The sequence below is a fragment of the Streptococcus parasanguinis genome, assembly GCF_001069785.1.
In the GTDB taxonomy this organism is placed as follows: Bacteria; Bacillota; Bacilli; order Lactobacillales; family Streptococcaceae; genus Streptococcus; species Streptococcus parasanguinis_T.
The window spans coordinates 43853-69038 of the sequence record NZ_JVSR01000093.1 but is presented as its reverse complement, the minus strand read 5'-3'; the positions used below and the strand labels follow the sequence as shown (position 1 = coordinate 69038).

15 protein-coding genes are annotated in these 25186 nt (G+C 44.4%); 8 read left to right on the top strand and 7 right to left on the bottom strand.

The window, feature by feature from the left end:
• Window positions 1-98 precede the first annotated feature (98 nt).
• Entirely contained in the window at window positions 99-2483 is a 2385-nt protein-coding gene (locus ADG03_RS08665; RefSeq protein ID WP_049471845.1) for a phosphoketolase family protein, read from the bottom strand.
• Window positions 2484-2774: 291 nt separating this feature from the next.
• Window positions 2775-4022 (bottom strand): imidazolonepropionase, encoded by a 1248-nt coding sequence (gene hutI / locus ADG03_RS08660; protein ID WP_049471846.1) that lies wholly within the window; start codon window positions 4020-4022, stop codon window positions 2775-2777.
• Window positions 4023-4221: 199 nt separating this feature from the next.
• On the opposite strand from hutI, the gene ADG03_RS08655 reads away from it, so the two are divergent.
• The 8 genes from ADG03_RS08655 to hutG all read left to right on the top strand — a co-directional run bounded on the left by ADG03_RS08655 (window position 4222) and on the right by hutG (window position 14377).
• Complete coding sequence (locus tag ADG03_RS08655) at window positions 4222-6252, top strand: urocanate hydratase (RefSeq protein ID WP_049471847.1); 2031 nt, start codon at window positions 4222-4224, stop codon at window positions 6250-6252.
• 82 nt (window positions 6253-6334) lie between these two features.
• Window positions 6335-7234, top strand: coding sequence for a glutamate formimidoyltransferase (ftcD, locus tag ADG03_RS08650; protein WP_003008641.1), 900 nt, complete (start codon window positions 6335-6337; stop codon window positions 7232-7234).
• A 12-nt stretch (window positions 7235-7246) separates the two neighbouring features.
• Complete coding sequence (locus ADG03_RS08645; protein ID WP_049471848.1) at window positions 7247-7876, top strand: cyclodeaminase/cyclohydrolase family protein; 630 nt, start codon at window positions 7247-7249, stop codon at window positions 7874-7876.
• A 35-nt stretch (window positions 7877-7911) separates the two neighbouring features.
• Window positions 7912-9585, top strand: a complete 1674-nt coding sequence (locus tag ADG03_RS08640; RefSeq protein WP_045759826.1) for a formate--tetrahydrofolate ligase — start codon at window positions 7912-7914, stop codon at window positions 9583-9585.
• Between the two features lie 15 nt (window positions 9586-9600).
• Window positions 9601-10179, top strand: coding sequence for a HutD/Ves family protein (locus ADG03_RS08635; RefSeq protein WP_003008647.1), 579 nt, complete (start codon window positions 9601-9603; stop codon window positions 10177-10179).
• Between the two features lie 21 nt (window positions 10180-10200).
• Window positions 10201-11544: an APC family permease gene (locus tag ADG03_RS08630; RefSeq protein WP_049471849.1), complete on the top strand. Its 1344-nt coding sequence runs from the start codon at window positions 10201-10203 to the stop codon at window positions 11542-11544.
• A 216-nt stretch (window positions 11545-11760) separates the two neighbouring features.
• Window positions 11761-13302 (top strand): histidine ammonia-lyase, encoded by a 1542-nt coding sequence (gene hutH, locus ADG03_RS08625; RefSeq protein WP_003008651.1) that lies wholly within the window; start codon window positions 11761-11763, stop codon window positions 13300-13302.
• Window positions 13303-13384: 82 nt separating this feature from the next.
• Window positions 13385-14377 carry a formimidoylglutamase gene (hutG, locus tag ADG03_RS08620; RefSeq protein WP_024054987.1) on the top strand — a complete coding sequence of 331 codons (993 nt, stop codon included), beginning with the start codon at window positions 13385-13387 and terminating at the stop codon, window positions 14375-14377.
• A 140-nt stretch (window positions 14378-14517) separates the two neighbouring features.
• Here hutG and ADG03_RS08615 read toward each other — a convergent pair whose 3' ends face one another.
• From ADG03_RS08615 to ADG03_RS08595, 5 genes are all read right to left on the bottom strand, one after another.
• Window positions 14518-17454, bottom strand: a complete 2937-nt coding sequence (locus ADG03_RS08615) for an ATP-binding protein (protein WP_049471850.1) — start codon at window positions 17452-17454, stop codon at window positions 14518-14520.
• Between the two features lie 132 nt (window positions 17455-17586).
• Window positions 17587-18462: a methylenetetrahydrofolate reductase [NAD(P)H] gene (gene metF / locus ADG03_RS08610; protein ID WP_049471851.1), complete on the bottom strand. Its 876-nt coding sequence runs from the start codon at window positions 18460-18462 to the stop codon at window positions 17587-17589.
• Between the two features lie 113 nt (window positions 18463-18575).
• On the bottom strand, window positions 18576-20825 hold the full coding sequence (gene metE / locus ADG03_RS08605; RefSeq protein WP_049471852.1) for a 5-methyltetrahydropteroyltriglutamate--homocysteine S-methyltransferase: 2250 nt from the start codon (window positions 20823-20825) through the stop codon (window positions 18576-18578).
• 305 nt (window positions 20826-21130) lie between these two features.
• Entirely contained in the window at window positions 21131-22738 is a 1608-nt protein-coding gene (locus ADG03_RS08600; RefSeq protein WP_049471853.1) for an alpha-glucosidase, read from the bottom strand.
• Window positions 22739-22807: 69 nt separating this feature from the next.
• Complete coding sequence (locus ADG03_RS08595) at window positions 22808-25039, bottom strand: glycoside hydrolase family 31 protein (protein ID WP_049471854.1); 2232 nt, start codon at window positions 25037-25039, stop codon at window positions 22808-22810.
• Window positions 25040-25186: the final 147 nt, after the last annotated feature.

The window sequence follows — 25186 nt, the reverse complement described above, 5'->3', positions numbered from 1 at the left end:
CTTCGAAGAAGTTCGCTGACGTCCGTACTCACCTAAGGAAAGTTTTTAATATGACTTTGTCTTAAATCTGAAAAGCCGGATTGCTCCGGCTCTTTCTATTATTTATTCACGTTTTCCCATTTCCAGTTTTGAACTTCTGGAATGTCATCTCCATTTTCACGGATATAGGCGTTGTGGAAGGCTACTGTTTCATCCATTTGAGCTGCAAATTCAGCTGCTTCTGCTCCAAGAGCTGCATTAGCAGCATCTTGTGCCAAGTGGAAGCGATCCAACTCAGACATGACACGCATATCGAATGGTGTTGTGATATCTCCGTTTTCACGGTAACCATGCACACGCAAGTTGTGGTTGTGACGGTTGAAGAAGATGTCACGGATCATGCCTTCGTAACCATGGAAGGCAAAGATCACAGGTTTGTCAGCGGTGAAGACCTTGTCGAACTCTTCATCTGAAAGTCCACGCGCGTCGACTGATGGGTGACGCAATTTCAAGATGTCTACAACGTTAACAAAGCGGATCTTCAATTCTGGGAAGGCTTTGTGCAAGATTGTGATGGCTGCAAGAGCTTCTAAGTTTGGCTCTGTACCTGCAGCTGCAATAACAAGATCTGGTTCTTCATCTGCTGAAACAGTTGAAGCCCAATCGATCACCTTGTATCCTTCACGAACCAATTCTTCTGCTTCAGCTGCTGAGTAGAATTGAGGACGTGGGTGTTTAGAAGAAACGATCAAGTTGATCACATCTTCTCCCTTGAAGGCTTCATCCATCACTGCAAGCAAGCTATTGGTATCTGCTGGCAAGTACTCGCGGATATATTCAGGAGTTTTTTCTGCCAAGTGAGTCAAGATACCTGGATCTTGGTGAGTGTAACCATTGTGGTCTTGTTGGAAGACCGTTGAAGTTGCAATCAAGTTCAAGGCTGGGTAGTTTTTACGCCATGTTGTATGTGTCTTAGACTTACGCAACCATTTGAAGTGTTGAGTAATCATAGAATCCACGACACGAAGGAAGGATTCGTAAGAAGCGAAGAATCCATGACGACCTGTCAAGACATATCCTTCAAGCATACCTTCTGCTTGGTGCTCTGACAATTGAGAGTCAATGACACGTCCAGCTGGGCTCAAGGCTTCATCGTAGTCAGGTTTCATACGTCCTAACCATTGACGGCTTGTACGAGTGAAGACTTCTTGAAGACGGTTTGATTTGGTTTCGTCTGGACCGAAGATACGGAAGTTATCTGGGTTCGCATCTACCAAGTCTGCCGCATACTTACCAAATTCGATCATGTCTTGAGCCATGATTTCACCTGGTGTGTTGATTTGAAGGGCATGTTTCTTCCAATCAGCTGTGTTCATTGGTTTGATCACACCAGCATTTGTGATTGGGTTCATCGCCATGCGACGGTCACCTTTTGGTGCAATTTCCGCAATTTCAGGAACTAGTTTACCAGTTTCGTCGAACAATTCAGCTGGATGGTAAGATTCCAACCATGAAAGAAGGGCATCGACATGCTCCATGTGGTGAGCATCTACTGGGATTGGCACTTGGTGAGCACGGAATCCACCCTCGATTGGTGTTCCTTCCCATGCTTTTGGACCAGTCCAACCTTTAGGAATACGAGCAATCAAGACAGGGTATACTGGTTGAGTTGCTTCTTCAGCAGAACCTTTACGAGCTTCTGCTTGGACTTTCTTGATTTCTTCAATTGCTTCGTCCAATTTTTCAGCGAACAAAGCGTGGGCAGCTTCATGGTCTTCTGAAATTGCAGTGACATTCGCAAAGATTGGTTTCCAACCAAGACCTTCAAAGAAGAGGGCCAATTCTTCGTCTGTTTTGCGTTCGAAGATCGTTGGGTTGTGGATCTTCCCACCATTGAGGTAGAAGATTGGAAGGATCGCCCCATCGTTGACTGGGTTCAAGAAGGTATTTGACAACCAACCAGCCATCAATGGACCTGTTTCACCTTCACCGTCACCGATAACTGTGGCAGCAATCACATCTGGATTATCCAATACAGCACCTGCAGCGTGAGAAAGGGCATAACCAAGTTCTCCACCTTCGTGGATAGATCCTGGTGTTTCAGGCGCCGCGTGAGAAGCGATCCCTCCTGGGAATGAGAAGATCTTACACAAGTGTTTGAAGCCTTCTTCATTTTGTGGGATATTTGGATTCAATTCAGTATAAGAACCATCTAAGTATGAGTTTGATACCATTACTTGTCCACCGTGACCTGGTCCTTCAATGTAGAACATATCCAAGTCGTATTTGTTGATGGCACGGTTCAAGTGAGCATAGATAAAGTTTTGCCCTGGTACAGTTCCCCAGTGTCCGATTGGGTGAGCTTTCAAGTCATTTTCAACGACTTCGCGCTTCAACAATGGGTTATCTTTCAAGTACATTTGAGCAGCTGAAATGTAGTTGGCTGCACGCCACCAAGCGTCTACTTTATCCAAGTAAGCTTTGCTGTTATAATCGACAGTCATCTTGTCTCCTCACAATTTCTAGACAGGTCAGTTGAACAACCTGTTCATTTTATTAATAATTTAAACAATCTGTTTTCCAGTCAAACAGATGATATTGAAGAAAATATTCAATATTACTTCTATTCTATCAAGAATTTCCCTTTTTGTACATTAGAAAGTAAGAAAAATATTCTTTGAACGTCAAATTTTAATTTCCCACTAAAGTGGTTCCATTCCCTACAGGGATAGGTTTTAAAAAAAGACTTTGCTGATTTTTGCAAACGAGCAAAGTCCCAAATGAAATGGAGGAGGTTAAATGACTTTTTGACCTTTCTTGTAGACATCTGTCACGAGATTTGTCGCAAAGAAATAGAAGAGATAATCTAGATTAGGTGCATCGTAAATCGTGATGTCGGCCTGTTTGCCAACATCGAAAGAGCCGATTGTTTTAGCACGATCAACTGAATAGGCCGCATTGATGGTCACCGCATTGAGAATTTCTACTGGAGTTAGGCGCATCATGAAGCAACCCAGATGCATGGCAAACTGGAGATTGGCTGTTGGACAAGACCCTGGGTTGCTATCTGTTGTCAGGGTGATGGCCATGCCAGCGTCCAACATCTTACGAGCCGGTGCATAGGTATCTTCCATGAGGCTGAAGGTTGTAGCTGGCAAAAGATTTCCAATCACTTTTGCTGCAGCTAATTTTTGAATGCCTTCATCGGTAATCACCATCAAGTGTTCTGCACTAGTAGATTCCAATTCGGCCGCCACATCCACGCCACCAATGGATTCGATTTCATCGGCATGGATCCGCAGCTTGAAGCCCATCTCCTTAGCTTTTGAAAGAAGATAGCGAGATTCATCTGCTGTAAAGACACCTTTTTCACAGAAAATATCACAGAACTCAGCTAGTTTTTCTTCCTTCACTTTGGGAAGCATTTGTTCCACAATGAGATCTAAATATTCTTGGGAACGGCCCTTGTACTCTGTTGGGATCGCATGGGCTGCCATAAAGGTTGATACCAGATCAATTTCATGGTCACGGTCCAAGGCAGCTACTACATCCAACTGGCGTTTTTCCGTTTCCCAATCCAAACCATAACCACTCTTGGCTTCAACAGTAGTCACCCCATGACGCAACATGTAATCCAACAGTCGTTTGGACTTGTCATAGAGATTGTCAAAAGAAGCTTCCCGTGTCGCCCGAACCGTGCTCAAAATTCCACCGCCTTGGGCGAGGATGTCTAAGTAAGAAACACCCGCTAATTTTTTCGCAAATTCATGTTCCCGACTGCCTCCATAGACCAGGTGGGTATGGCAGTCAATCAGGCCCGGAGTCGCAACTTTTCCTTCACAGGATTTGACTTCCGTATGATCATCGATCAGTTCTGGATCTGGTTGACCTGTCCCAACTGCAAGAATCTTTCCATCTTTAAAAGCAATATAAGCATCGGAAAGGATTTGCGCTTCTGCCATCTCTTTTCCATAGAGAGGATGGCCTAGATCATTCGGACAAAACAATTGGTTAAAGTGGGTTAATAGGATATCAGCAGACATATGAAACATTCCTTTCTATTTCCATTGTTATTCATTTTACAATTCTACAGGAAAAGCGTCAAAAAAAAGTCAAAAAGTTTTTCCCTCATTTTTTTTTGCTTTATTAAAAATTATATTTTTTTTTGACTCTTTATTGACGTTTCTTCGATACAATAAAGAAAATATAAATTCACAGTCCAACTATAAGGAGGGTTCTGCTATGTCATTTATAGACGAGAAAGAAATTGCAGCTGCTATGTCTGTCAAACTTGACTTTGATGTCCTACCTGAAAAGGCGACTTTTCAAGAAGGCATCCGTCGTGCACCTGATAGAGGCTTCCGCTTAACGCAAGCTCAGACTGAAATTGCCCTTAAAAATGCTTTGCGTTACATTCCTAAAAAATTCCACCAAGAGTTGATCCCAGAATTTCTGGAAGAACTAAAAACGCGTGGTCGGATCTATGGCTATCGCTTCCGTCCAAAAGATCGCATCTATGGAAAACCAATTGATGAGTACAAAGGAAAATGCACAGCTGCTAAGGCTATGCAGGTCATGATTGACAACAACTTGAGCTTTGAAATTGCTCTTTATCCATATGAATTGGTCACTTATGGAGAAACAGGATCTGTCTGTACCAACTGGATGCAATACAACTTGATCAAGAAATACTTGGAAGTCATGACAGAAGACCAAACCTTGGTGGTTGAATCGGGTCACCCTCTAGGCCTCTTCAAATCGAAACCAGAAGCTCCTCGTGTCGTCATTACTAACGGTCTTTTGATTGGTGAATATGACAATATGCGCGACTGGGAAATCGCTGAAGAAATGGGAGTAACCAACTACGGTCAGATGACGGCTGGTGGCTGGATGTACATCGGTCCTCAAGGGATCGTTCACGGTACTTTCAACACCCTTCTCAATGCTGGTCGTCTTAAACTCGGTGTGCCTGATGACGGCGACCTGACAGGTAAACTCTTTATTTCATCTGGTCTCGGTGGAATGAGCGGAGCTCAAGGGAAAGCAGCTGAAATCGCAAAAGCGGTTGCCATCGTTGCAGAAGTGGACCGCTCTCGGATCGAAACCCGTCACTCTCAAGGCTGGATTAGCCAAGTGACAGATAGTGCCGAAGAAGCTGTGAAATTGGCTCAAGCAGCCCTTGAAGCTGGTGAATCAACTTCGATTGCCTACCATGGTAATATCGTAGATTTGCTCGAATATGTCAATGAACATCAAGTTCACGTTCATCTCTTGTCTGACCAAACCTCTTGCCACAACGTCTATGATGGTGGCTATTGCCCAGTTGGCATCAGCTTTGAAGAACGGACACGTTTGCTGGCAGAAGACAAAGAAACCTTCCATCGCTTGGTCGATGAAACCTTGGCTCGTCACTTTGCAGTGATCAAAGCCTTGACAGCTAAAGGTACTTACTTCTTCGACTACGGTAATGCCTTCATGAAATCTGTTTACGACTCAGGCATCAAGGAAATTTCTAAGAATGGCTTGGATGACAAAGACGGCTTCATTTGGCCATCTTATGTAGAAGATATCATGGGACCTATGCTCTTTGACTATGGTTATGGTCCATTCCGTTGGGTCTGCCTCAGCGGTAAACATGAAGACTTGATTGCAACCGACCATGCAGCTATGGAAGCGATCGATCCAACTCGTCGCTACCAAGACCGCGACAATTACAACTGGATCCGCGATGCTGAAAAGAACCAATTGGTGGTTGGTACACAAGCACGTATCCTCTATCAAGATTGTATGGGCCGTGTCAACATTGCTTTGAAATTCAACGAACTCATTCGCCAAGGTAAGATTGGACCAGTCATGATCGGACGTGACCACCACGACGTATCTGGTACAGATGCTCCATTCCGTGAAACATCAAACATCAAAGATGGTTCGAACGTCACTTGTGACATGGCGGTTCAATGTTACGCTGGTAACGCTGCTCGCGGTATGAGTCTCGTCGCTCTCCACAACGGTGGTGGTACTGGTATCGGTAAAGCTATCAACGGTGGATTTGGTCTCGTCCTAGACGGTAGCCACCGGATCGATGAAATCATCAAGTCTGCCATTGCCTGGGACACTATGGGTGGGGTTGCTCGTCGGAACTGGGCACGGAATAACCATGCCATTGAAACAGCGATCGAGTACAACCGTCTCCATGCAGGAACAGACCACATCACCATTCCTTATCTGGCAGATGAAGATTTGGTCAAAGAAGCCGTTCAAAAATTGTTTTAACATCAAAAAATAAAAACTGAGAAAGGGGAGGAAATGCAAAGACTCCTCCTCCCCAACTTCTCCTATAAAAAGAGGTAATCATATGGCAAAAATTGTTGAGTGTATTCCAAACTTCTCTGAAGGACGCAATCAAGCTGTGATCGACGGATTAGCAGCCACAGCAAAAAGTATTCCAGGTGTTACGCTGCTGGACTACTCGTCTGATGCCAGCCACAACCGTAGCGTCTTTACACTCGTTGGGGATGAAGAAAGCATTCAAGAAGTGGCTTTCCAATTGGTGAAATACGCTTCTGAAAACATCGATATGACCAAGCACGAAGGAGAACACCCTCGTATGGGGGCAACAGACGTTTGTCCATTCGTTCCGGTTAAAGATATCACTACAGCTGAATGCGTTGAGATCGCTAATAAAGTGGCCGAACGCATCAATCGTGAGTTGGGTATTCCAATCTTCCTTTATGAAGATGCCGCAACTCGTCCAGAACGGAAGAACTTGGCAAAAGTGCGTAAAGGACAATTTGAAGGAATGCCAGAAAAATTATTGGAAGAAGACTGGAAGCCAGACTACGGTGAACGCAAGATTCACCCAACTGCAGGGGTTACAGCTGTCGGTGTCCGTATGCCACTCGTTGCTTTCAATATCAACCTTGACACAGACGACCTAGAGATTGCCAATAAGATTTCTAAAATCATTCGTGGATCAAGCGGTGGATACAAGTACTGTAAAGCGATCGGCGTCATGCTAGAAGATCGCAACATTGCCCAAGTCTCCATCAACATGGTCAACTTGGAACAATTCCCATTGTATCGTGTTGTGGAAACCGTTCGTTTCGAAGCACAACGTTACGGTGTTCGCATCATCGGAACAGAACTCATTGGACTGGCTCCTGCTAAGGCTTTGATCGACTCTGCTGAATACTACTTACAATTAGAAGACTTTGACTACAGCAAACAAGTCTTGGAAAATCACTTGTTGGGTTAGAAAGGGAGTTCTATGAAACTAGTTGACTTAAGTATTACGGAGTTTGCCAAAGTTCTTGGTTCAGATGCTCCAGCTCCAGGTGGTGGTTCTGCTGCTGCTCTATCTGCTGCGAATGGGATTTCCCTTACAAAAATGGTCTGTGAACTGACCATTGGAAAGAAAAAATACGCAGAATTTGAAGACCACATCAAAGGGGTTCATGAAAAAAGCGCTCAACTCCAAGACCAATTACTAGAAGCCATCGATAAAGATACAGAAGCTTTCAACATCGTATCAGCTGTCTTTGATCTTCCAAAAGAAACGGAAGAAGAGAAAGCTGCTCGTCGTGAAGCCATGCAAAAAGCTTTGAAACATGCGACAGTATCTCCTTTCTCTATGATGGAGCTCATCGTTGAAGCTCTTGAAACCACCAAAGAAGCTGTTGGCAAGTCCAACACCAATGCGGCTAGTGACCTAGGGGTAGCTGCTCTGAATCTTAAAGCTGGCCTTCAAGGGGCTTGGCTCAATGTCTTGATCAACATTTCAGGAATCAAGGACCAAGATTTCGTTCAAGAATACCACGGTAAGGGACTCAAACTTCTCCAAACCGGTTCTGATCTTGCAGACAATATTTACCAAACCATTTTAGAAAGTCTATCTTAAACCTAGCAAATAAAAATAAAGAAAGAAGGGATTCTATGGTTTTATCGGATATTGAAATTGCCAATTCTGTCCAAATGAAGCCCATCACCGATATTGCTGCTGAACTTGGATTGACCGAAGACGATATTTCGCTCTACGGAAAATACAAGGCAAAAATTGATAGCAACCAACTGGAACAACTCAAGGATAAGGAAGATGGAAAGCTGATCCTTGTGACAGCCATCTCTCCTACACCTGCTGGAGAAGGAAAGACAACCACCTCTGTTGGCTTGGTCGATGCTCTTTCAGCTATTGGTGAAAAAGCCGTCATTGCCCTGCGCGAACCTTCTCTTGGCCCTGTTTTTGGGATCAAGGGTGGAGCTGCCGGTGGCGGGTACGCCCAAGTGGTTCCAATGGAAGATATCAACCTTCACTTTACCGGAGACTTCCATGCCATTGGGATTGCCAACAACCTCCTTGCAGCCTTGATTGACAACCATATCCATCACGGCAATGAGTTGGGTATCGATTCTCGTCGCATTACCTGGAAACGGGTGGTCGATATGAACGACCGTCAACTCCGTCATATTGTCGATGGCCTTCAAGGAAAAACAAACGGGGTTCCTCGTGAAGATGGCTTTGACATCACAGTGGCTTCTGAAATCATGGCCATTCTCTGTCTCTCAGAAAATATCCTTGATCTCAAAGAACGTCTTGATCGCATCATTATTGGGTACAACTACCAAGGACAACCGGTCACAGCCAAAGATCTCAAGGCTGGAGGGGCCATGGCAGCTGTCCTCAAAGATGCCATCCATCCAAATTTGGTGCAAACCTTGGAGCATACTCCTGCCATCATCCACGGCGGACCATTTGCTAATATCGCCCACGGCTGTAACAGTGTGCTGGCTACTAAATTAGCCCTCAAATATGCAGACTATGTCGTGACAGAAGCTGGTTTTGGAGCAGACCTCGGTGCTGAAAAATTCATTGACATCAAGTGCCGCATGGCCGGGCTCAAACCTGCTGCCGTTGTCCTCGTCGCAACCATCCGTGCTCTCAAGATGCATGGTGGAGTTGCCAAGGCAGACTTGGCAACTGAAAATGTCCAAGCCGTTATCGATGGTCTACCAAATCTAGACAAACACTTGGCCAACATCCAAGAAGTCTATGGTCTACCTGTGGTCGTTGCCATCAACAAATTCCCACTGGATACAGAGGCTGAACTAGAAGCTGTCTATGAATCTTGTAAGAAACGCCATGTAGATGTGGTCATCTCAGATGTCTGGGCACATGGTGGAGCTGGTGGCCGTGACTTGGCTGAAAAAGTCATTCAACTGGCTCAAGAAGAAAACCACTTCTCTTATGTCTATGACGAAGAAGACAGCATTGAAACAAAATTGACCAAGATCGTCACAAAAGTCTATGGTGGTAAAGGCATCAGCTTAACACCAGCGGCCAAACGCGAACTCAAAGAATTGGAAGCTCTGGGCTTCTCGAACTACCCAATCTGTATGGCCAAAACCCAATACTCCTTCTCAGACGATGCGAAGAAGATGGGAGCACCAAAAGACTTCACTGTTAAAATCAGTAACCTTAAGGTGGCTGCCGGAGCTGGCTTCATCGTAGCTCTCACTGGTACCATTATGACCATGCCTGGCCTACCTAAAGTTCCTGCCAGTGAAAAGATTGATATCGATGCCCACGGCAATATCACTGGTCTCTTTTAAGAAAGAAGGCGTCCTATGGTGACTCTCCTTCATCTTACCCCCGCAGATTATCAAATTTCTACCTGGTCCGGTGGCCAAACCACCCAACTCTTTCTCTCCCCAGAGGGAGGAAGCTATCCAGATCGGACCTTTGACTTCCGCCTCTCTACTGCAACGGTAGAGGTTGAAAAAAGTAACTTTACCGATCTCACGGGCTACCACCGAATCTTGATGCCCTTGAATGCCTCCATTAGGCTCACCCATCACCATAAAGAAGTGGTTTTGAACCCCTTTCAAAGCTACTTCTTTGATGGGGGAGATCCTGTATCTAGCCAAGGGACTTGTCAAGACTTTAATTTGATTTACAAACCTTCTTATCAGGGGCATATGAGTGCTATATCCCCAAAAGAGAGTGTCAAAAGTCAGAGTCGCTATCAATTGATCTACGCTCTCTGTCCACTAACACTCGAATGGGGAAACAATCATTCTCAAACCCTCCAAACTCACGAGCTCCTGGTGATCGAACAAGCATCTCCTCTTCAAGAGATGACAATCACGTTTTTACCCCATCAGTCTGGGGAGCAACCGATTGCTATCTGGACTGGACTACAATAATGTTCACAAAGGAGAAACATTATGAACGGAGCACATAAACAGTCGATTGAGGAACAAGAAAAAGCGAAATTCAGCTTTAGCGGTGCCACTCTTTACGGTATCAACGCCGTAATCGGATCTGGTATCTTCCTCCTTCCTCAAAAAATTTATTCTGGCCTCGGACCAGCTTCTCTAGCTGTCATGTTCGGGGTTGCCATTCTCGTCATGCTACTATCAGCCTGTCTGGCTGAAACAGCTGGCTACTTCGACAAAAACGGTGGAGCCATGCAATACTCAAAAGCCGCTTTCGGAGACTTCGTTGGCTTTAACGTTGGGATTCTCGGTTGGGCCGTTACTGTTATCGCTTGGGCTGCCATGTTAGCCGGATTTGCTAAGATCTTCATCATCACCTTCCCAGCATTTGAAGGCTACAACCTTCCGATCAGTATCGGTATGCTGATTCTCTTGAGTCTGATGAACATTGCCGGTCTGAAAACCTCTAAGATGTTTACTCTGACAGCTACTGTTGCAAAATTAATTCCAATTGTCCTCTTCTCACTCTTTGCCATCTTCTTCATTCCCGGTGGCGTGAGCAAGGGCAACTTCACACCTTTCCTTCAATTGGAAAGTGGAACAAACCTCTTCAGTTCTATTTCTAGTACAGCCGTCTACATCTTCTACGGTTTCATCGGATTTGAAACCATGTCTATCGTTGCAGGGGAAATGCGCAACCCTGAAAAGAACGTTCCCCGCGCTATTCTAGGTTCTATCAGTATTGTATCTGTTCTCTACATGTTGATCATCGCAGGAACAATCGCCATGCTTGGTGGTCGCATTATGCAAACTGGTGCACCAGTACAAGACGCATTTGTCGAAATGATTGGCCCTATCGGAGCTCCACTCGTTTCTTACGGAGCCCTCATTTCAATCGCCGGTCTAAACATCGGTGAATCCATCATGGTCCCTCGTTTTGGTGCCGCATTAGCAACTGAAAAACTCTTGCCAGAAGGGCTTGGAAAAACAAACTCTAAGAATGCCCCTGTCATTGCCATTATCATTTCTGGTATCTTCGCCTTCTTACTCTTGTTATCTGGCTCTTTCGAAACATTAGCAACCTTCAGTGTTGTCTTCCGTTTCTTCCAATACATTCCAACTGCTTTGGCAGCCATCAAACTCAGAAAAATGTACCCAGACAAAAAGGTTACCTTCCGAGTACCATTTGGTCCTGTTATCCCAGTTCTAGCTGTTGTGATCAGTATCTTGATGATTGCAGGGGACAACCTAATGAACTTTGTTTGGGGTGCCATCGGTCTCGTGATCGCAAGTGGACTCTACTTTGTTTTCCACGGCGATAAACTACATAAATCGAAAACCCTTCCTCACTAATTTTCTTTACACACTAGATGGGAACAGAGACGGGAGTGAAGCTCGGTTTTGCTCCCTAACCCATCTAGGACTCCACGAATGTCAAACCTGAGCCCTTTTCTCTATGACTCCTTTCAATTTTTTTAGATCAATAGACAATGGGCCCATGTTTGGTATTCAAACCGAAGTAAACAACACTACTTCCACAGAACAACTATTCATAATCGGAGGTTTTATATGACTCAATTGATTCATTTAGATGGTAATAGCTTAACACTCGAAGAAGTCATCGCTGTAGCTCGGCACGGTGCCCAATGTGAGCTTGATGAACAAGCCAAAGAAGCCGTTATCGCATCCCGTAAAATCGTTGATGACATTGTCCGGGAAAAACGAGTCGTCTATGGTGTAACCACTGGCTTTGGTTCCCTCTGTAATGTCAGCATCTCTCCAGAAGATACTGTTCAACTGCAAGAAAACCTGATCCGAACTCACTCATCTGGCTTCGGTGATCCACTTCCTGAAGATGCCGTTCGTGCCATCATGCTGATCCGTATCAACTCACTCTTGAAAGGTTATTCTGGCATTCGTCTGTCAACTGTTGAAAAACTGTTAGAATTGCTCAACAAAGGAGTCACTCCTTATATCCCTGAAAAAGGCTCTCTCGGAGCTTCTGGAGACTTAGCACCACTTGCTCATATGGTTTTACCAATGTTGGGTCTTGGACGCGCCTACTACAAAGGAGAACTTCTCAGTGGTCAAGAAGCCTTAGATCGTGCTGGAATTGAAAAGATCCAATTGGCTGCCAAAGAAGGGCTTGCCTTGATCAATGGTACGACTGTCCTAACCGGTATCGGTGCTCTTGCGACTTATGATGGTATCCAATTGCTCAAACTCTCTGATATCGCTGGTGCTCTCTCAATGGAAGTTCACAATGGAATTACCAGTCCATTCGAAGAAGACCTTCATTCCATCCGCCCACAAAGTGGACAATTGGCAACTGCTCGCAACATCCGTAACCTTCTTGAAGGAAGCAAGAATACCACTGTTGCGACTCAACAACGGGTACAAGATCCTTATACACTTCGCTGTATCCCTCAAATACATGGAGCCAGCAAGGATTCTATTGCTTACGTAAAAGAAAAAGTTGAAATCGAAATCAACTCTGTCACAGATAACCCAATCATTACCAAAGAAGGACACGTCATCTCCGGCGGGAACTTCCACGGTGAACCAATGGCGCAACCATTTGACTTCTTAGGCATTGCCCTTTCTGAAATTGGGAACGTATCTGAACGTCGGGTGGAACGCTTGGTCAACAGCCAACTCAGTAAATTACCATCCTTCTTGGTCAAACACCCTGGACTCAACTCAGGCTTCATGATTACCCAGTATGCTTGTGCATCCCTTGCATCGGAAAATAAAATTTTGGCTCACCCTGCTAGTGTCGATTCTATTCCATCTTGTGAAAACCAAGAAGATTTCGTCAGCATGGGAACGACTGCCGCTCGTAAAGCAGCAGAAATTCTTAAAAACTCACGTCGCATCGTTGCTACTGAAATCATGGCAGCTTGCCAAGCCTTGGATCTCAAGCCAGAAAATCATGAACTTGGTAAAGGTACAAAACCAGCTTATGAGCTGATTCGTCAAAAACTGAACTTCATTGAATTTGACAAAGATATCGAAATCTTTGAAGAACTTAATAAAGCATCTGCTGTTGTCGAAAGCGAAGAATTCTTAGCAACCATCGAAAAAGCAGTTGACTTAAGCATTCAATACTGATACAGTAAGAATAAAGCAAAACAGAGGCTGGCGATCTTCTCAGCCTCTGCCTGCTTTCAGAAAAATAAGGGAGGCGACAAGCTTGCTCACAAACTACTATCCAATGACCTACAGCTACTACCAAGGTAGCATCGAGGACAATCCCTACACGGCCAAATGGGGAATGGTCACCAAATTTTTAGACCTAAACGACGAGACCCTCACTCCATTTGAGGGTATGACCTTTGGGATCATCGGCTTTAAGAGCGACAAAGGAGTCTATATCAATAATGGGCGTGTAGGAGCAGTCGAGGGTCCTACAGCCATCCGTTCTCAAATCGCTAAACTTCCATGGCACTGGGGAACCAATGTGACAGTGTATGATGTGGGAAATATTGACGGGCCTAACCATTCACTAGAAGAACTCCAAGAAAGCCTCTCACAAGCGATCCAGCGCATGTACCAATTAGGGATCCAACCCATTGTCCTAGGAGGCGGTCACGGAACTGCTTACGGCCACTATCTAGGGATTCAATCCAGTTTAGAAAAAGATGAACAACTGGCTGTGATCAATCTGGATGCCCACTTTGATTTGCGACCTTACGACCAAACCGGTCCCAATTCTGGAACAGGTTTTCGTCAAATGGCTGATCATGCTAAAGAAAAAGGGCAGGACTTCCCTTACCTCATCCTGGGGATCCAAGAGCACAATAATAACCTCTTCCTCTTTAATTACGTTGCTAAAACACCAAGCATTGATTTTTTAACTGGCCAAGATCTCTTCCAGATGAGCCACCAAGCCATTCTGGATCGAATCGATCAATTTTTAGAAAACCAAACCGCGATCTATCTGTCTATTGATATGGATTGCTTTGCGGTCGGCTCTGCTCCTGGTGTTAGCGCCATCCAATCACTTGGTGTCGATCCTAAACTAGCCCTCCTGCTTCTCCAACACATTGCTGCTAGTGGTAAGCTAATCGGATTTGATGTCGTGGAAGTTTCTCCTCCTCATGACATTGACAACCATACTTCAAACCTTGCTGCGACCTTTATCTTTTACTTGACCCAAATATTGGCGCAACAAAAACTGAACTAAGAAGATTTCTACACACGTAAAAAGCATAGAAACACTCATTGCTTGGGTATTTCTATGCTTTTTTCATTTTCAGCACAATGATCTTTGCCTGAAAGGAGGCATGGCCTCTTATCCTTCACTTATGATTTAGATAAGAGACACTACAGGTCTTTTAATTTCTTAAGAAACTGACGATCTCTGTAAGGATTCAAGTGTTGTTCTGCCACCTTCTTGTAGTAATTCTTATCTTCTTTCAAGAAGGTCCTCAGGGCAGGATCGAGCTCTTCTCCCTTCTCCTTTTGATTAGATAAGAAAGCCAATAGATAATGAACCATCCCCTTATCCCGTGAATTGGCAGATGGATTCATCGTCCTTTCTTTTCGAGCCAGATAATCCGCAACCTTTTCTTGATCTCCTTGCTGACAGGCGATCAAGGATTGATAAAATTCGAGCAATTCTTCCTTCCAAGGGAAGCGAACACTGGACAAAATCTTCTGAGCTCTGTCAAAACAGCGGCGAGCTTGAATCAAATCTCCCTTCCAATAATAGGCGATCCCAAGATCAATATCAAAGACGACACGGACAGAATCAACAGCTTGATCTCCCACCAAACGCAGAACCTCTTCTAAGTGGGTGACCGCTACTTGGAAATGCCCTCTCACTTGCTCGATTTCAGCGAGGTAGGCCAAAGAAGCTGCAATTTGAATGGCATACTTGGCCTGCATGCTATTGGTCAAACTAAAGCAATCAATGGAGCGATACAGATGCCGGGTCGCCTGCTCCTCATCCCCAACCATCAGGTGATACAAGCCCTTCAAACGCAACTGGATCGCAATGACCTCATGATTATTAGCTTGGATGGCATCTTCCAAAGCCAAATCTGTATAATAGGCCATCTCAGAGATATTTTCCGTTTGAATGCAATAATAAATGATTTGCCGATAACCCTCTAAGAGGAAGTCGGATTGCTTGAGTTCCCGCGCATAGGAGATGACTTTTTGGATATCATGAATCCCCTTTTGATACTCCCCACTTCGAATAAAATAGCGACCTTCTAGGTACAAGTAACGCAGTTGTAAATGCTTGTATTCTCTATCTCTTTGGTGCCTTGAAAAGAGGTTATCTAATTCTTGGCGTATACGGGATAGCTCTCCAAAAATGTCCAAATGAATATTTGTACCATCTGATAGAAATCCCTCATCTGCCTTGGAATAAATCGGAAACAGCTCATGCTCCAGCTGAAGGATTTCTTCTAAGTAGGTCAACTCAAAAGATATGGAACGCAAAAGATTTTCGGATTGCTTGTATTGGTAGGCAATTTCCTTATAAAGAAGAAGGTCCGTCGCATCTTCTAAGCTTTCTTCCAATTTTTGCGCAATTTGTTGGTGGAAGAGTCGCCGTCTAGCTGGCGAGAGGAGATGGTAAAAGTACATGGCTACCAATTGCTTGCAAAATTGAACCATGAGAGCCTCTCCTTCTTCTACGATTGAAACGATCGCTCTTTCAGATAAAGGCTCGATTAATTCTGTCAAAACAGGAAGCTCTGTAGCTGTCAATTCTGCCAAGATAGACAGAGAAATTGGCTTATGAAAACAAGATAGGTAGTGTAGAAGAGCCTCTTCCTCACTGCTCATATCCCCAAGTTCCTGAGAAAGATAGGCTTGAATGATATCAGGTAAGGGTTCTAAATTTTCATTTTCTTTCCACTCTTCGATATAGCTGGACAGCAAGAACGGACTACCTTCACTCCATTCGACCATCTGCTCCATCACTGCCGGCTCTATTGCCCCCAGTTCCCCTTTCAAGAGAGCACGACTTTCACTTGGATCAAAATTGGTCAACTCTAGTTGAGACAAGCGTTTCTCTACCTTTAAGCTCCCCAAGAAGTTGACGAAGGAAGCTGGCAGAGGCTCTTCAGCTGTAAAAATTAGTTGCCATTTCTCCTGGTTTCTTCTTTCCTCTAGTTGTTTCACTTTTTCTAGAGACACTGCATCAATCCACTGGGCGTTTTCAAGCAGGATCAGGAGCGGTTTTTCTTTGCTAAGGCCCTGAAGCTGATTCCATACCGAAATGAGATCATCCTCCTCTTCCAGAAGGGAAATCCCCATCTCATCCCCCAGTTTCTCTAGCGCTTGTCTGAGATCATTCCAGCTGCTTCCTTCGTAGCGCTGACTAGTAGCTTTTCCCTCCACCTTGATAAAATTAAAACTGCGATTGGACATCAAGACCAACTGCCGCAAGAGACGTTTCTTGCCTGTTCCAGATTGCCCCATCACGAGAAAAGGACCAACCGCTTCACCCGTCTCGACTAAAGAGAGGTATTCCTCGAGTTGTGAGAGTTCTTGTTTCCGACCAAAAAAGGGAAGTTCATGGATATTTAAGCGATGACTCAGTTTATGAGTTCGTTTGGCTTCCAAAACCGAGTGATAAAGTTCCTCAATCGCTCGACTGGGACGCACACTGAGCTCGCGATCCAATAAATCGACTAGCTTATAATAGGTCTCAAAAAATTTTCCTAGCTGATGATGAAAGCTATAATATTCCATCAAGAGCTGGTAGTTTTTCTCTTCAAATTCATCCAGCTCTACCAAATGATGGAGCAAGAGTTCTATACTAGAGTCTCCAAAACCGACCTGCTCAATTTTTTGATAGCAACTTTCGACATAGAGCTTCCTATAAGCATCTCGTTTGCGAGAAGCCCACTGATCAAAGTCTTCATCATCCTTAACATAGAAGCCCTCTAGAAAGTCTCCCCGATAGAGATCCAAGGCACTTATTGGGTCTCTTTCAAAGAGCTGAACATCCAAAGAAAGACTCAACTCAGGATTAAGAGCCAAACTGCTTCGGCTTGGTGAGACAATGATATCTCCTTCAAAGATTTTATTGGCTTGGTAAACCGTATTCCGTAAGTTTTTGCGAGCCACTTGGTTTTCCTTATCTCCCCAAAGGATACCGGCTATTTCATCACGGTTAACTTGCCCCATGACTGCCAAGTAATAAAGCAAGGCCTCCATCTTCGAGAAAGAAAATCGAATATCTTTCTGATTGAAAACAACCTTAGGGGGTCCAAATAACTTTAACGTGAGATCTTTCTTCATTGCAAGCGCCTCCAAAAACTTCATATTAATACTATAAAAAAAAAGTTGGCTTTTAGCAAGTAATTTATCCAAATAAAAAGAGACTGAGAACGATTCTTTCTCAATCTCTACACTTCCTACTAAAAGTGTTGATTAATTCCCTTCAAAATTCGGTTGATGAGCAAATAACGCCTTTGTTGCTTGGTAGACGTGGTAAGCGACATCTTCATTGTTCATGGTGTAAAGATGGACACCTGCCACATCTTGAGTAACCAAATCAACGATTTGATCGACTGCATAAGCCAAGCCAGCTGCGCGAAGAGACTTTGGATCATGCTCATACTTGTCCAGAATGGCTTTAAACTTCCGTGGGATATGAACATTTTCACAAGTCTTAAGGAGACGAAGGGCCTGATTGCGATTGAGAATCGGCATCACTCCTGCATGAATAGGAACATTGATCCCAGCCAAGGTACACTTATCTTGAAAATCATAGAAACGCTCATTGTCAAAGAAAAGTTGAGTGACCAAGCTAGAGCACCCTGCATCTACCTTCTTTTTAAGATTTTGAATATCTGAAATTTGGTTGGGCGAATCCGGATGTCCCTCAGGATAGCAGGCACCAATTACCTCAAAATGGGGCGCTTCTGTTTTGATAAATTCAATCAGATCCGTTGCATAACGAAAGTCTTTTAAAGGTTCCACACCCGGGATAATATCCCCACGCAGAGCCAAAATCCGATGAACCCCTACTTCATCTAACTCATGAAGAGTATCGGCCACTTTTTCCTTGCTCAAATAGACGGCTGGTAAGTGAGCAATTGTCGGAATAGACAATTCATTTTGAATATAATTGGCTAAAGCAACCGTCGTCTCTTTGATATTGTATTTATTATTGCTAGCGGTCACACTAATAAAGTGAGGAGCTAGCTCCTGCATATTTGCCAAGGCACGTAAGAGTTTGGCATTGCCTACTTCAGGATTTGGAGGAAAAACTTCAAATGACAGAGACGGTGTGTGTTGTGACATATTCTATCCTTTTCTTTTGTTTCGTTGATCAAGAACTCTGAGCCACTATTTCTAGGATAAGGGAACGATTCGAAAACCCTCTACACAATGATAGAAGGTCCTCGAAACAGTTCTTACAAGTGTTCACGCGCTTCTTTAGCAGCATTAACGAGTTTGATCAAGCTTTCTTTTGTTTCTTTAATTCCACGAGTCTTCAAACCACAGTCAGGGTTGATCCAAACTTTGCCACTTGGTACTTTTGCCAAGATTGCTTCAATAGTGTGATCGATTTCACCGTCTTGTGGGACACGTGGTGAGTGGATATCGTAAACCCCAGGTCCAACTTCTGTTTGGAAGTTTTTGGCTTTCAACTCATCCAAGATTTCAAGGTTTGAACGGCTAGCTTCAAATGAGATAACGTCCGCATCCAAGTTGTCGATAGCTGGGATGATATCTGTAAATTCTGAGTAACACATGTGCGTGTGGATTTGTGTATCTGGCGCTACAGTTGAGTGTACCAAGCGGAAGGCTGGAATCGCCCAATCAAGATAGTCTTCATACCAGTCGCTACGACGGAGTGGTAATTTTTCACGAAGAGCAGCCTCGTCGATTTGGATGATTTTCACGCCTGCAGCTTCAAGGTCAAGAACTTCATCCTTAATGGCAAGAGCGATTTGAAGAGTAGAATCCTTGATAGAGATATCTTCACGTGGGAATGACCAGTTAAGAATAGTAACAGGTCCAGTCAACATCCCTTTAACAGGTTTATCCGTACGACTTTGTGCGTAGCTAGACCATTTCACAGTGATTGGGTTGAGACGAGTGACATCACCCCAGATAATTGGTGGTTTTACCCCACGCATACCGTATGATTGTACCCAACCGTTTTTAGAGAAGAGGTAACCTGACAAGTTTTGACCGAAGTACTCAACCATGTCGTTCCGTTCAAATTCACCGTGTACAAGCACATCAAATCCAACTTCTTCTTGCCATTTGATCCATTCATCAATTGTTTCAGCAAGGAAGGCATCATATTCTTCTTGAGTCAATTCACCTTTACGGAAGGCCAAACGTTTAGCACGTACTTCCTTGGTTTGAGGGAATGAACCAATGGTAGTTGTTGGAAGCGCTGGAAGCTTGAAGGATTCTTTTTGGATTTCTTCCCGTTCTGCGAAAGCTGGCAAACGAGTGTAGTCTGCTTCTGTCAACGCTGCGATACGAGCATGAAGTTCAGCATTTGCTCCGACACGTTCGGTTGCGAAGAGTTCTTTGTTAGCAGCAAGAGCTTCTGCACCTTGACCATTGCGGATGGCATCCAAGTCACGCAATTCACCCAATTTTTCAACCGCAAAGGCGAAGTGGTCCAAAATAGCTGGTTCAAAATCTTCATTAGCAGTTGTAAATGGCACATGAAGAAGGGAGCAAGAAGTAGTCAAGACAACCTTTTCAGCTGGAACTTGATCCAAGATTTCTAAGCTCTTTTCATAGTTGTTGCGCCAGATGTTTTTCCCATTGACAATACCAGCATAAAGGGTCTTATCAGCTGGGAAGCCACCTTTCACCAATTCAAGTGTTTTCTTCCCTTCAACAAAGTCAAGACCAATACCATCTACTGGCAAGTTCACAAGGTCAGCGTAGACATCACGAACATCACCAAAGTAGGTTTGAATCAAGACTTCAAGGCCTTTCTTGTCCGCCAAGAGTTTGTTGTAGAGGTTCAAGAAGAGGGCTTTTTCTTCAGCTGACAAATCTTTGACAAGAGCTGGCTCATCGAGTTGGATACGAGTCGCACCAAGCTCTGCCAATTTTGCAAAGACTTCTTGGTAAGCAGCAACCAGGCTGTCGACGAAGTCTTCCGCTTTCACACCATCTTCAAAGTCAGATAATTGAAGGAATGTGAAGGGTCCAACGACTACTGGACGAGTGTTGATTCCCAATTCTTTAGCTTCTTGGTACTCATCAAAAATCTTGTGACCAGCCAATTTCACTTCTGTTGTTTTTTCAAATTTAGGAACAATGTAATGGTAGTTCGTGTTGAACCATTTTTTCATTGGAAGGGCACGCACATCCCCTTTTTCACCTTGATAACCACGCGCCAAAGCAAAGTATTGTTCAAGGTCTGTCAAATCCAAGTTTTGAACAGATGCAGGCACGACGTTGAAAAGGAAGGCTGCATCAAGAAAATTGTCGTAATGTGAGAAGTCATTTGAAGGAATCTCTGAGATGCCTTGCTCTTTGACAATGTTCCAGTGTTTTGCACGCAAGTCTTTGGCAGCTGCCAAGAGCTCGTCTGCTGAGATTTCTTTTCTAAAGTATTTTTCAGTTGTAAATTTTAATTCACGGAATTCACCCAAACGTGGGAAACCGATAATTGTAGTTGACATGTTGTGTCCTCCAAAAATTCTAATTGACACTATCATATCAGAAGATAGCCATCTTGTATAATTGCTTTTACACGAATTTTGATATAGGTAAAAACTATAACACGGATTTAATAGGCCTTGGGACCAGAGATCAAAAGCAAAAACTAGGACTGCTTATAAATATTTCCTATAGCCCATGCATTACCGAACCATTTTTGAGCGGATTCTGCTAGAAGAACAACCCCTAAAAAGCAAAACAGGCCTTCTCTATTGAGAAAGACCTGCTTTTATAAGGAGGTTCGTTCCTTAATTTTTCATTTGCTTCATTAGGCTAATTTGACACAGAAGGCATCCCAAGGGGCTAACTTGCCCGATTCGAGGACTTGCTCCACCTTGGTATTGGCAATGAGAACCTCTTCAACCCCATTGACAAGCGGTAAGTCTTGCTCTTGGCTTGAAAGATTGACAACAACCAAATAGGCTTGGTCTCCTTCTACCCGCTTGTAAGCAAAAACCTTGTCTACTGCGTCCACCAATTCATAATCAGCCGTCACAAGCCAAGGATGCTCTTTTCTCAAGGCCACCAGAGCTTGGTAGGTATAGAAAATGGAGTCCGGATCTGCTAGGGCAGCCCCAACATTGATCTCTTTGTAGTTTGGGTTGACCGCAAGCCATGGTTGACCTGTCGTAAAGCCAGCTTCTGCTTCATCATTCCACTGCATCGGTGTCCGCGCATTGTCCCGACCAATATGGCGGATCTGATCCATGATCACTTCGAGTGGCACTCCTTTTTCTAAGGCTTCATGGGCATAGTTGATTGACTCGATATCTTCTACATCCTCGAGGGTCTTAAATGGATAATTGGTCATCCCAATTTCTTCCCCTTGATAGATATACGGAGTTCCCTTCATCAAGTGAAGCAGAATCGCCAAAGCCTTGGCAGATTTAACACGGTAGTCACCATCATCCCCCCAAGTTGACACAATCCGTGGGAGATCGTGGTTGTTCCAAAAGAGGGAATTCCAGCCTTCGTCTTTTCCTAATTCCGTCTGCCACTTGGTGAAAATTTCTTTCAATTTTGGCACATCCAATTCCTTAGCGTAGTGCCATTTTGGTTGACCCGGTTGGTATTGAAGACCAATGTGTTCAAATTGGAAAACCATGGATAATTCTTTATTTTTTGGATTGGAATATTGCTTAGCAATCTCTGGAGTCGCCCCCCAAGTTTCTCCCACTGTGAGCAGATCCTTATCGCCAAAGGTAGCTTGATTCATTTCCTTCAAATAAGGATGGAGCATGGGGCCATTGCTGATGATTTCCTGATCTGGGATCTTACCGATCATATCGATGACATCCATACGGAAGCCACCAATTCCCTTGTCAATCCAGAAATTCATCATGTCATAGATCTGATGACGAAGCTCCTCGTTTTCCCAGTTGAGGTCTGGTTGCTTCTTACTGAAGTTATGCAGGTAGTATTGGCCTGATGCTTCATCCAATTCCCAAGCAGAGCCACTAAAAGCAGAAATAATGCCATTGGGCTCATCGCGCCAAATATAGAAATCCCGCTTTGGACTATCTGGATTTTCACGTGCTTCGATAAACCAAGCATGCTCATCAGAGGTATGGTTGACTACCAAGTCCATAATGATTTTGATCTTGCGTTTATGGCCTTCTGCGATCAATTCTTCCATATCTTCCATGCTACCAAAGATGGAGGCAATATCCTCGTAATCCGAGATGTCATAGCCGTTATCATCCATGGGACTCTTGTAGACTGGTGAGAGCCAGATCGCTGTAATCCCTAATTTTTCCAAGTAGTCTAGCTTGCTCGTGATCCCCTTGAGATCCCCGATGCCATCGCCATTACTATCCTTGAAACTCTTTGGATAAACTTGGTAAATCACGGCATTATGCCACCATTTTTGTTCCATTTTTTTCTTCTCCTTTATGATTGTGAAATCACTTTCATCATACAAAAATAGGGGTGAAATTGCAAGAATTTACAAGTCTTCATTCTCTTCACTGGAATAAATCACTTCAAAGAGACGTTGACGCAAACCTTCCTCTAAAGGCGTGATGATCTTCATCAACTGTTTCCAATCCTTGGCTGTTGAACAAGCCGCAAATAATTCATTCTTTCTATCGTAGGCCAGGTTGGCAGATTTCAAGAGCTCAAACATCCGTTCTTCTTTTGCGGTAGGACGCGATTGCAGCTCACCCATCGCAATCTCCTGACTGTGATTGTCCACTAAGATAGGGGCTGTCTCAAAGGTATGGAGGAAGAAATGGTGCTGTCTCTTTTCAGGAAGCAGCGTTCGATCACCTGTTACATCCAGCCTAATCTTTCTTTCATCCCAATTGACAGTTAGGCGGGTTTCAACCCTGTTATCTCCTTCTCCTTCAACGAGTACGAAGGAACGATTGTCACCTGGGAAAAGATGCCAGTCCAGCATTTCTGGAAGGTCCACTCCTGTCTGCGGTTGTGCATCCATAGGGATGATGGCTCCTGCACGCGCAAAGACTGGAATATCCTGGCTGGTCCTAAAGACCATGAGCTTGCCTTTTCCTTCATATTTCCAATCATGGAAGAAATCATACCATATTCCGTCTGGGAACCAAACACTCACAGAAGCACTATGAAAGACCGGATCCAGCGATTCGGTAATTGGGGCCACCATGAGTTCACTACCAAAGAAATATTGATTTTTAGCCTCATAAGCCTCTTCTTCGTTTGGGTAATGGTAATAGAGGGGCTGAACCAAAGGCAGTCCTTCTTCATGCGTCGCTACATTCATGGTGTAAAGATAAGGCAGTAAGCTGTGACGCAGGCGCAAATACTGCTTCATCCAGCGACAGGTCTCAGACGAGTAAAACCACGGTTCCTTGCTGTTAAAGGCATTACAAGAACTATGGAGACGATTGATCGGGCTAAAGACCCCAAATTGCAACCAGCGAAGAGCCAAGTCTTCATCATAGTAACCCCGCATATGGCCACCAATATCGTGACTCCACCACGTATAACCGATATTTGAAGCTGTGCTGGTAAAATAGGGTTGAAAGGCTAGGGATTCCCAAGTCACAATGGTATCCCCTGAAAAACCGATCGGATACCGGTGGCTGCCAGGACCCCCATAACGCGATAAGATGAGACCAGCTTGGCCTGTTCGGCAATTGTCTAGATAATGATAGTGATTTAACAACCAAAGGGGATCCATCTTGCCATGACTTCCCTGTTGCCAATCAATCCACCAAAAGTTGACTCCTTGATTTTCTAAGGGATGGTGGACATCTTCGAAATAAGCTTCGCGAAAGGCTGGACTGTAAAAGTCAAAGCTAGCCGCTTCTTCTTTTTCCACATCTAATCCCAAGCGTTTTGCGACCATAGGGTAAGCATCTTCGAAGGCGCGAATGCCATCTGCTGGATGGACATTTAAGGTCACCTTTAAACCACGCTCATGAAGACCATGTAAGAAGGCAGCTGGATCAGGAATCAAGTCCCGGTTCCAACTATAGCCCGTCCAACCACTTCCAAAGCGAGCAGGAATTGCTGTCTTGTGCCAGTCCATATCGATCACACTGACAGCCAAAGGTACCCCTTCAGCTTTGAAACGATCCATTAAATCTGTGTACTCCTGACTGGTATAAGGCCAATACCGACTCCACCAGTTTCCCAGAGCATAACGTGGCAAGAGGGGGGGGTGTCCCGTCAGATGGTAAAAATCTTTCAAGGCCCCTAGATAATCGCGCCCATAACCGAAGAAATACAGATCCACTTCTGGATAGGACCGTGCTCTAAATCCGCTTTCGACATCATACAAGTAGGAACCGGAATCGTCCAAAAGAGCATAACCGGCCTTGCTCAAGATCCCATCTTCCAACTCCATAGTTCCATCGACCTCGTCAAGCGTCCGACTGGTCCCTTTCAAGGTCTCAGGCTGATCTCCATAGTGCCACCGGCTACCATAGACTGCATACTGACCCTTGAGCTCGATAAAAAGCCTATCCGATGTAAAAGGTCCCTTTTCAAAATGAAGGTGGAGATGCTCCGTATGAAGATCGAGGACCTCTTCTGTCTCTACGACCTCACAGGCAACAGGTCCAAAATCACGGTTTTGCACAACTTGCGTCTGACCATCCTCAAAAACACCATCCTCTGAATATTCCAAGCGCACCAAAGATTCCGTTAATACGGAGATTCGGTAGTTTTCTCCCTCTATGACTGGTCCTGCCATTTGTCTGTCCTCCTCTTTTTATAGGGCATCTGACTCGCCCTCTTTTCATCTGCTTCGCTTCACTAGGTAAGCGCTTACGATTTTACTATAGCACTCAAAAAAAGGCCTGTCAACACTTGACAGAGCCTTTCCTAAAATTTTATAAGA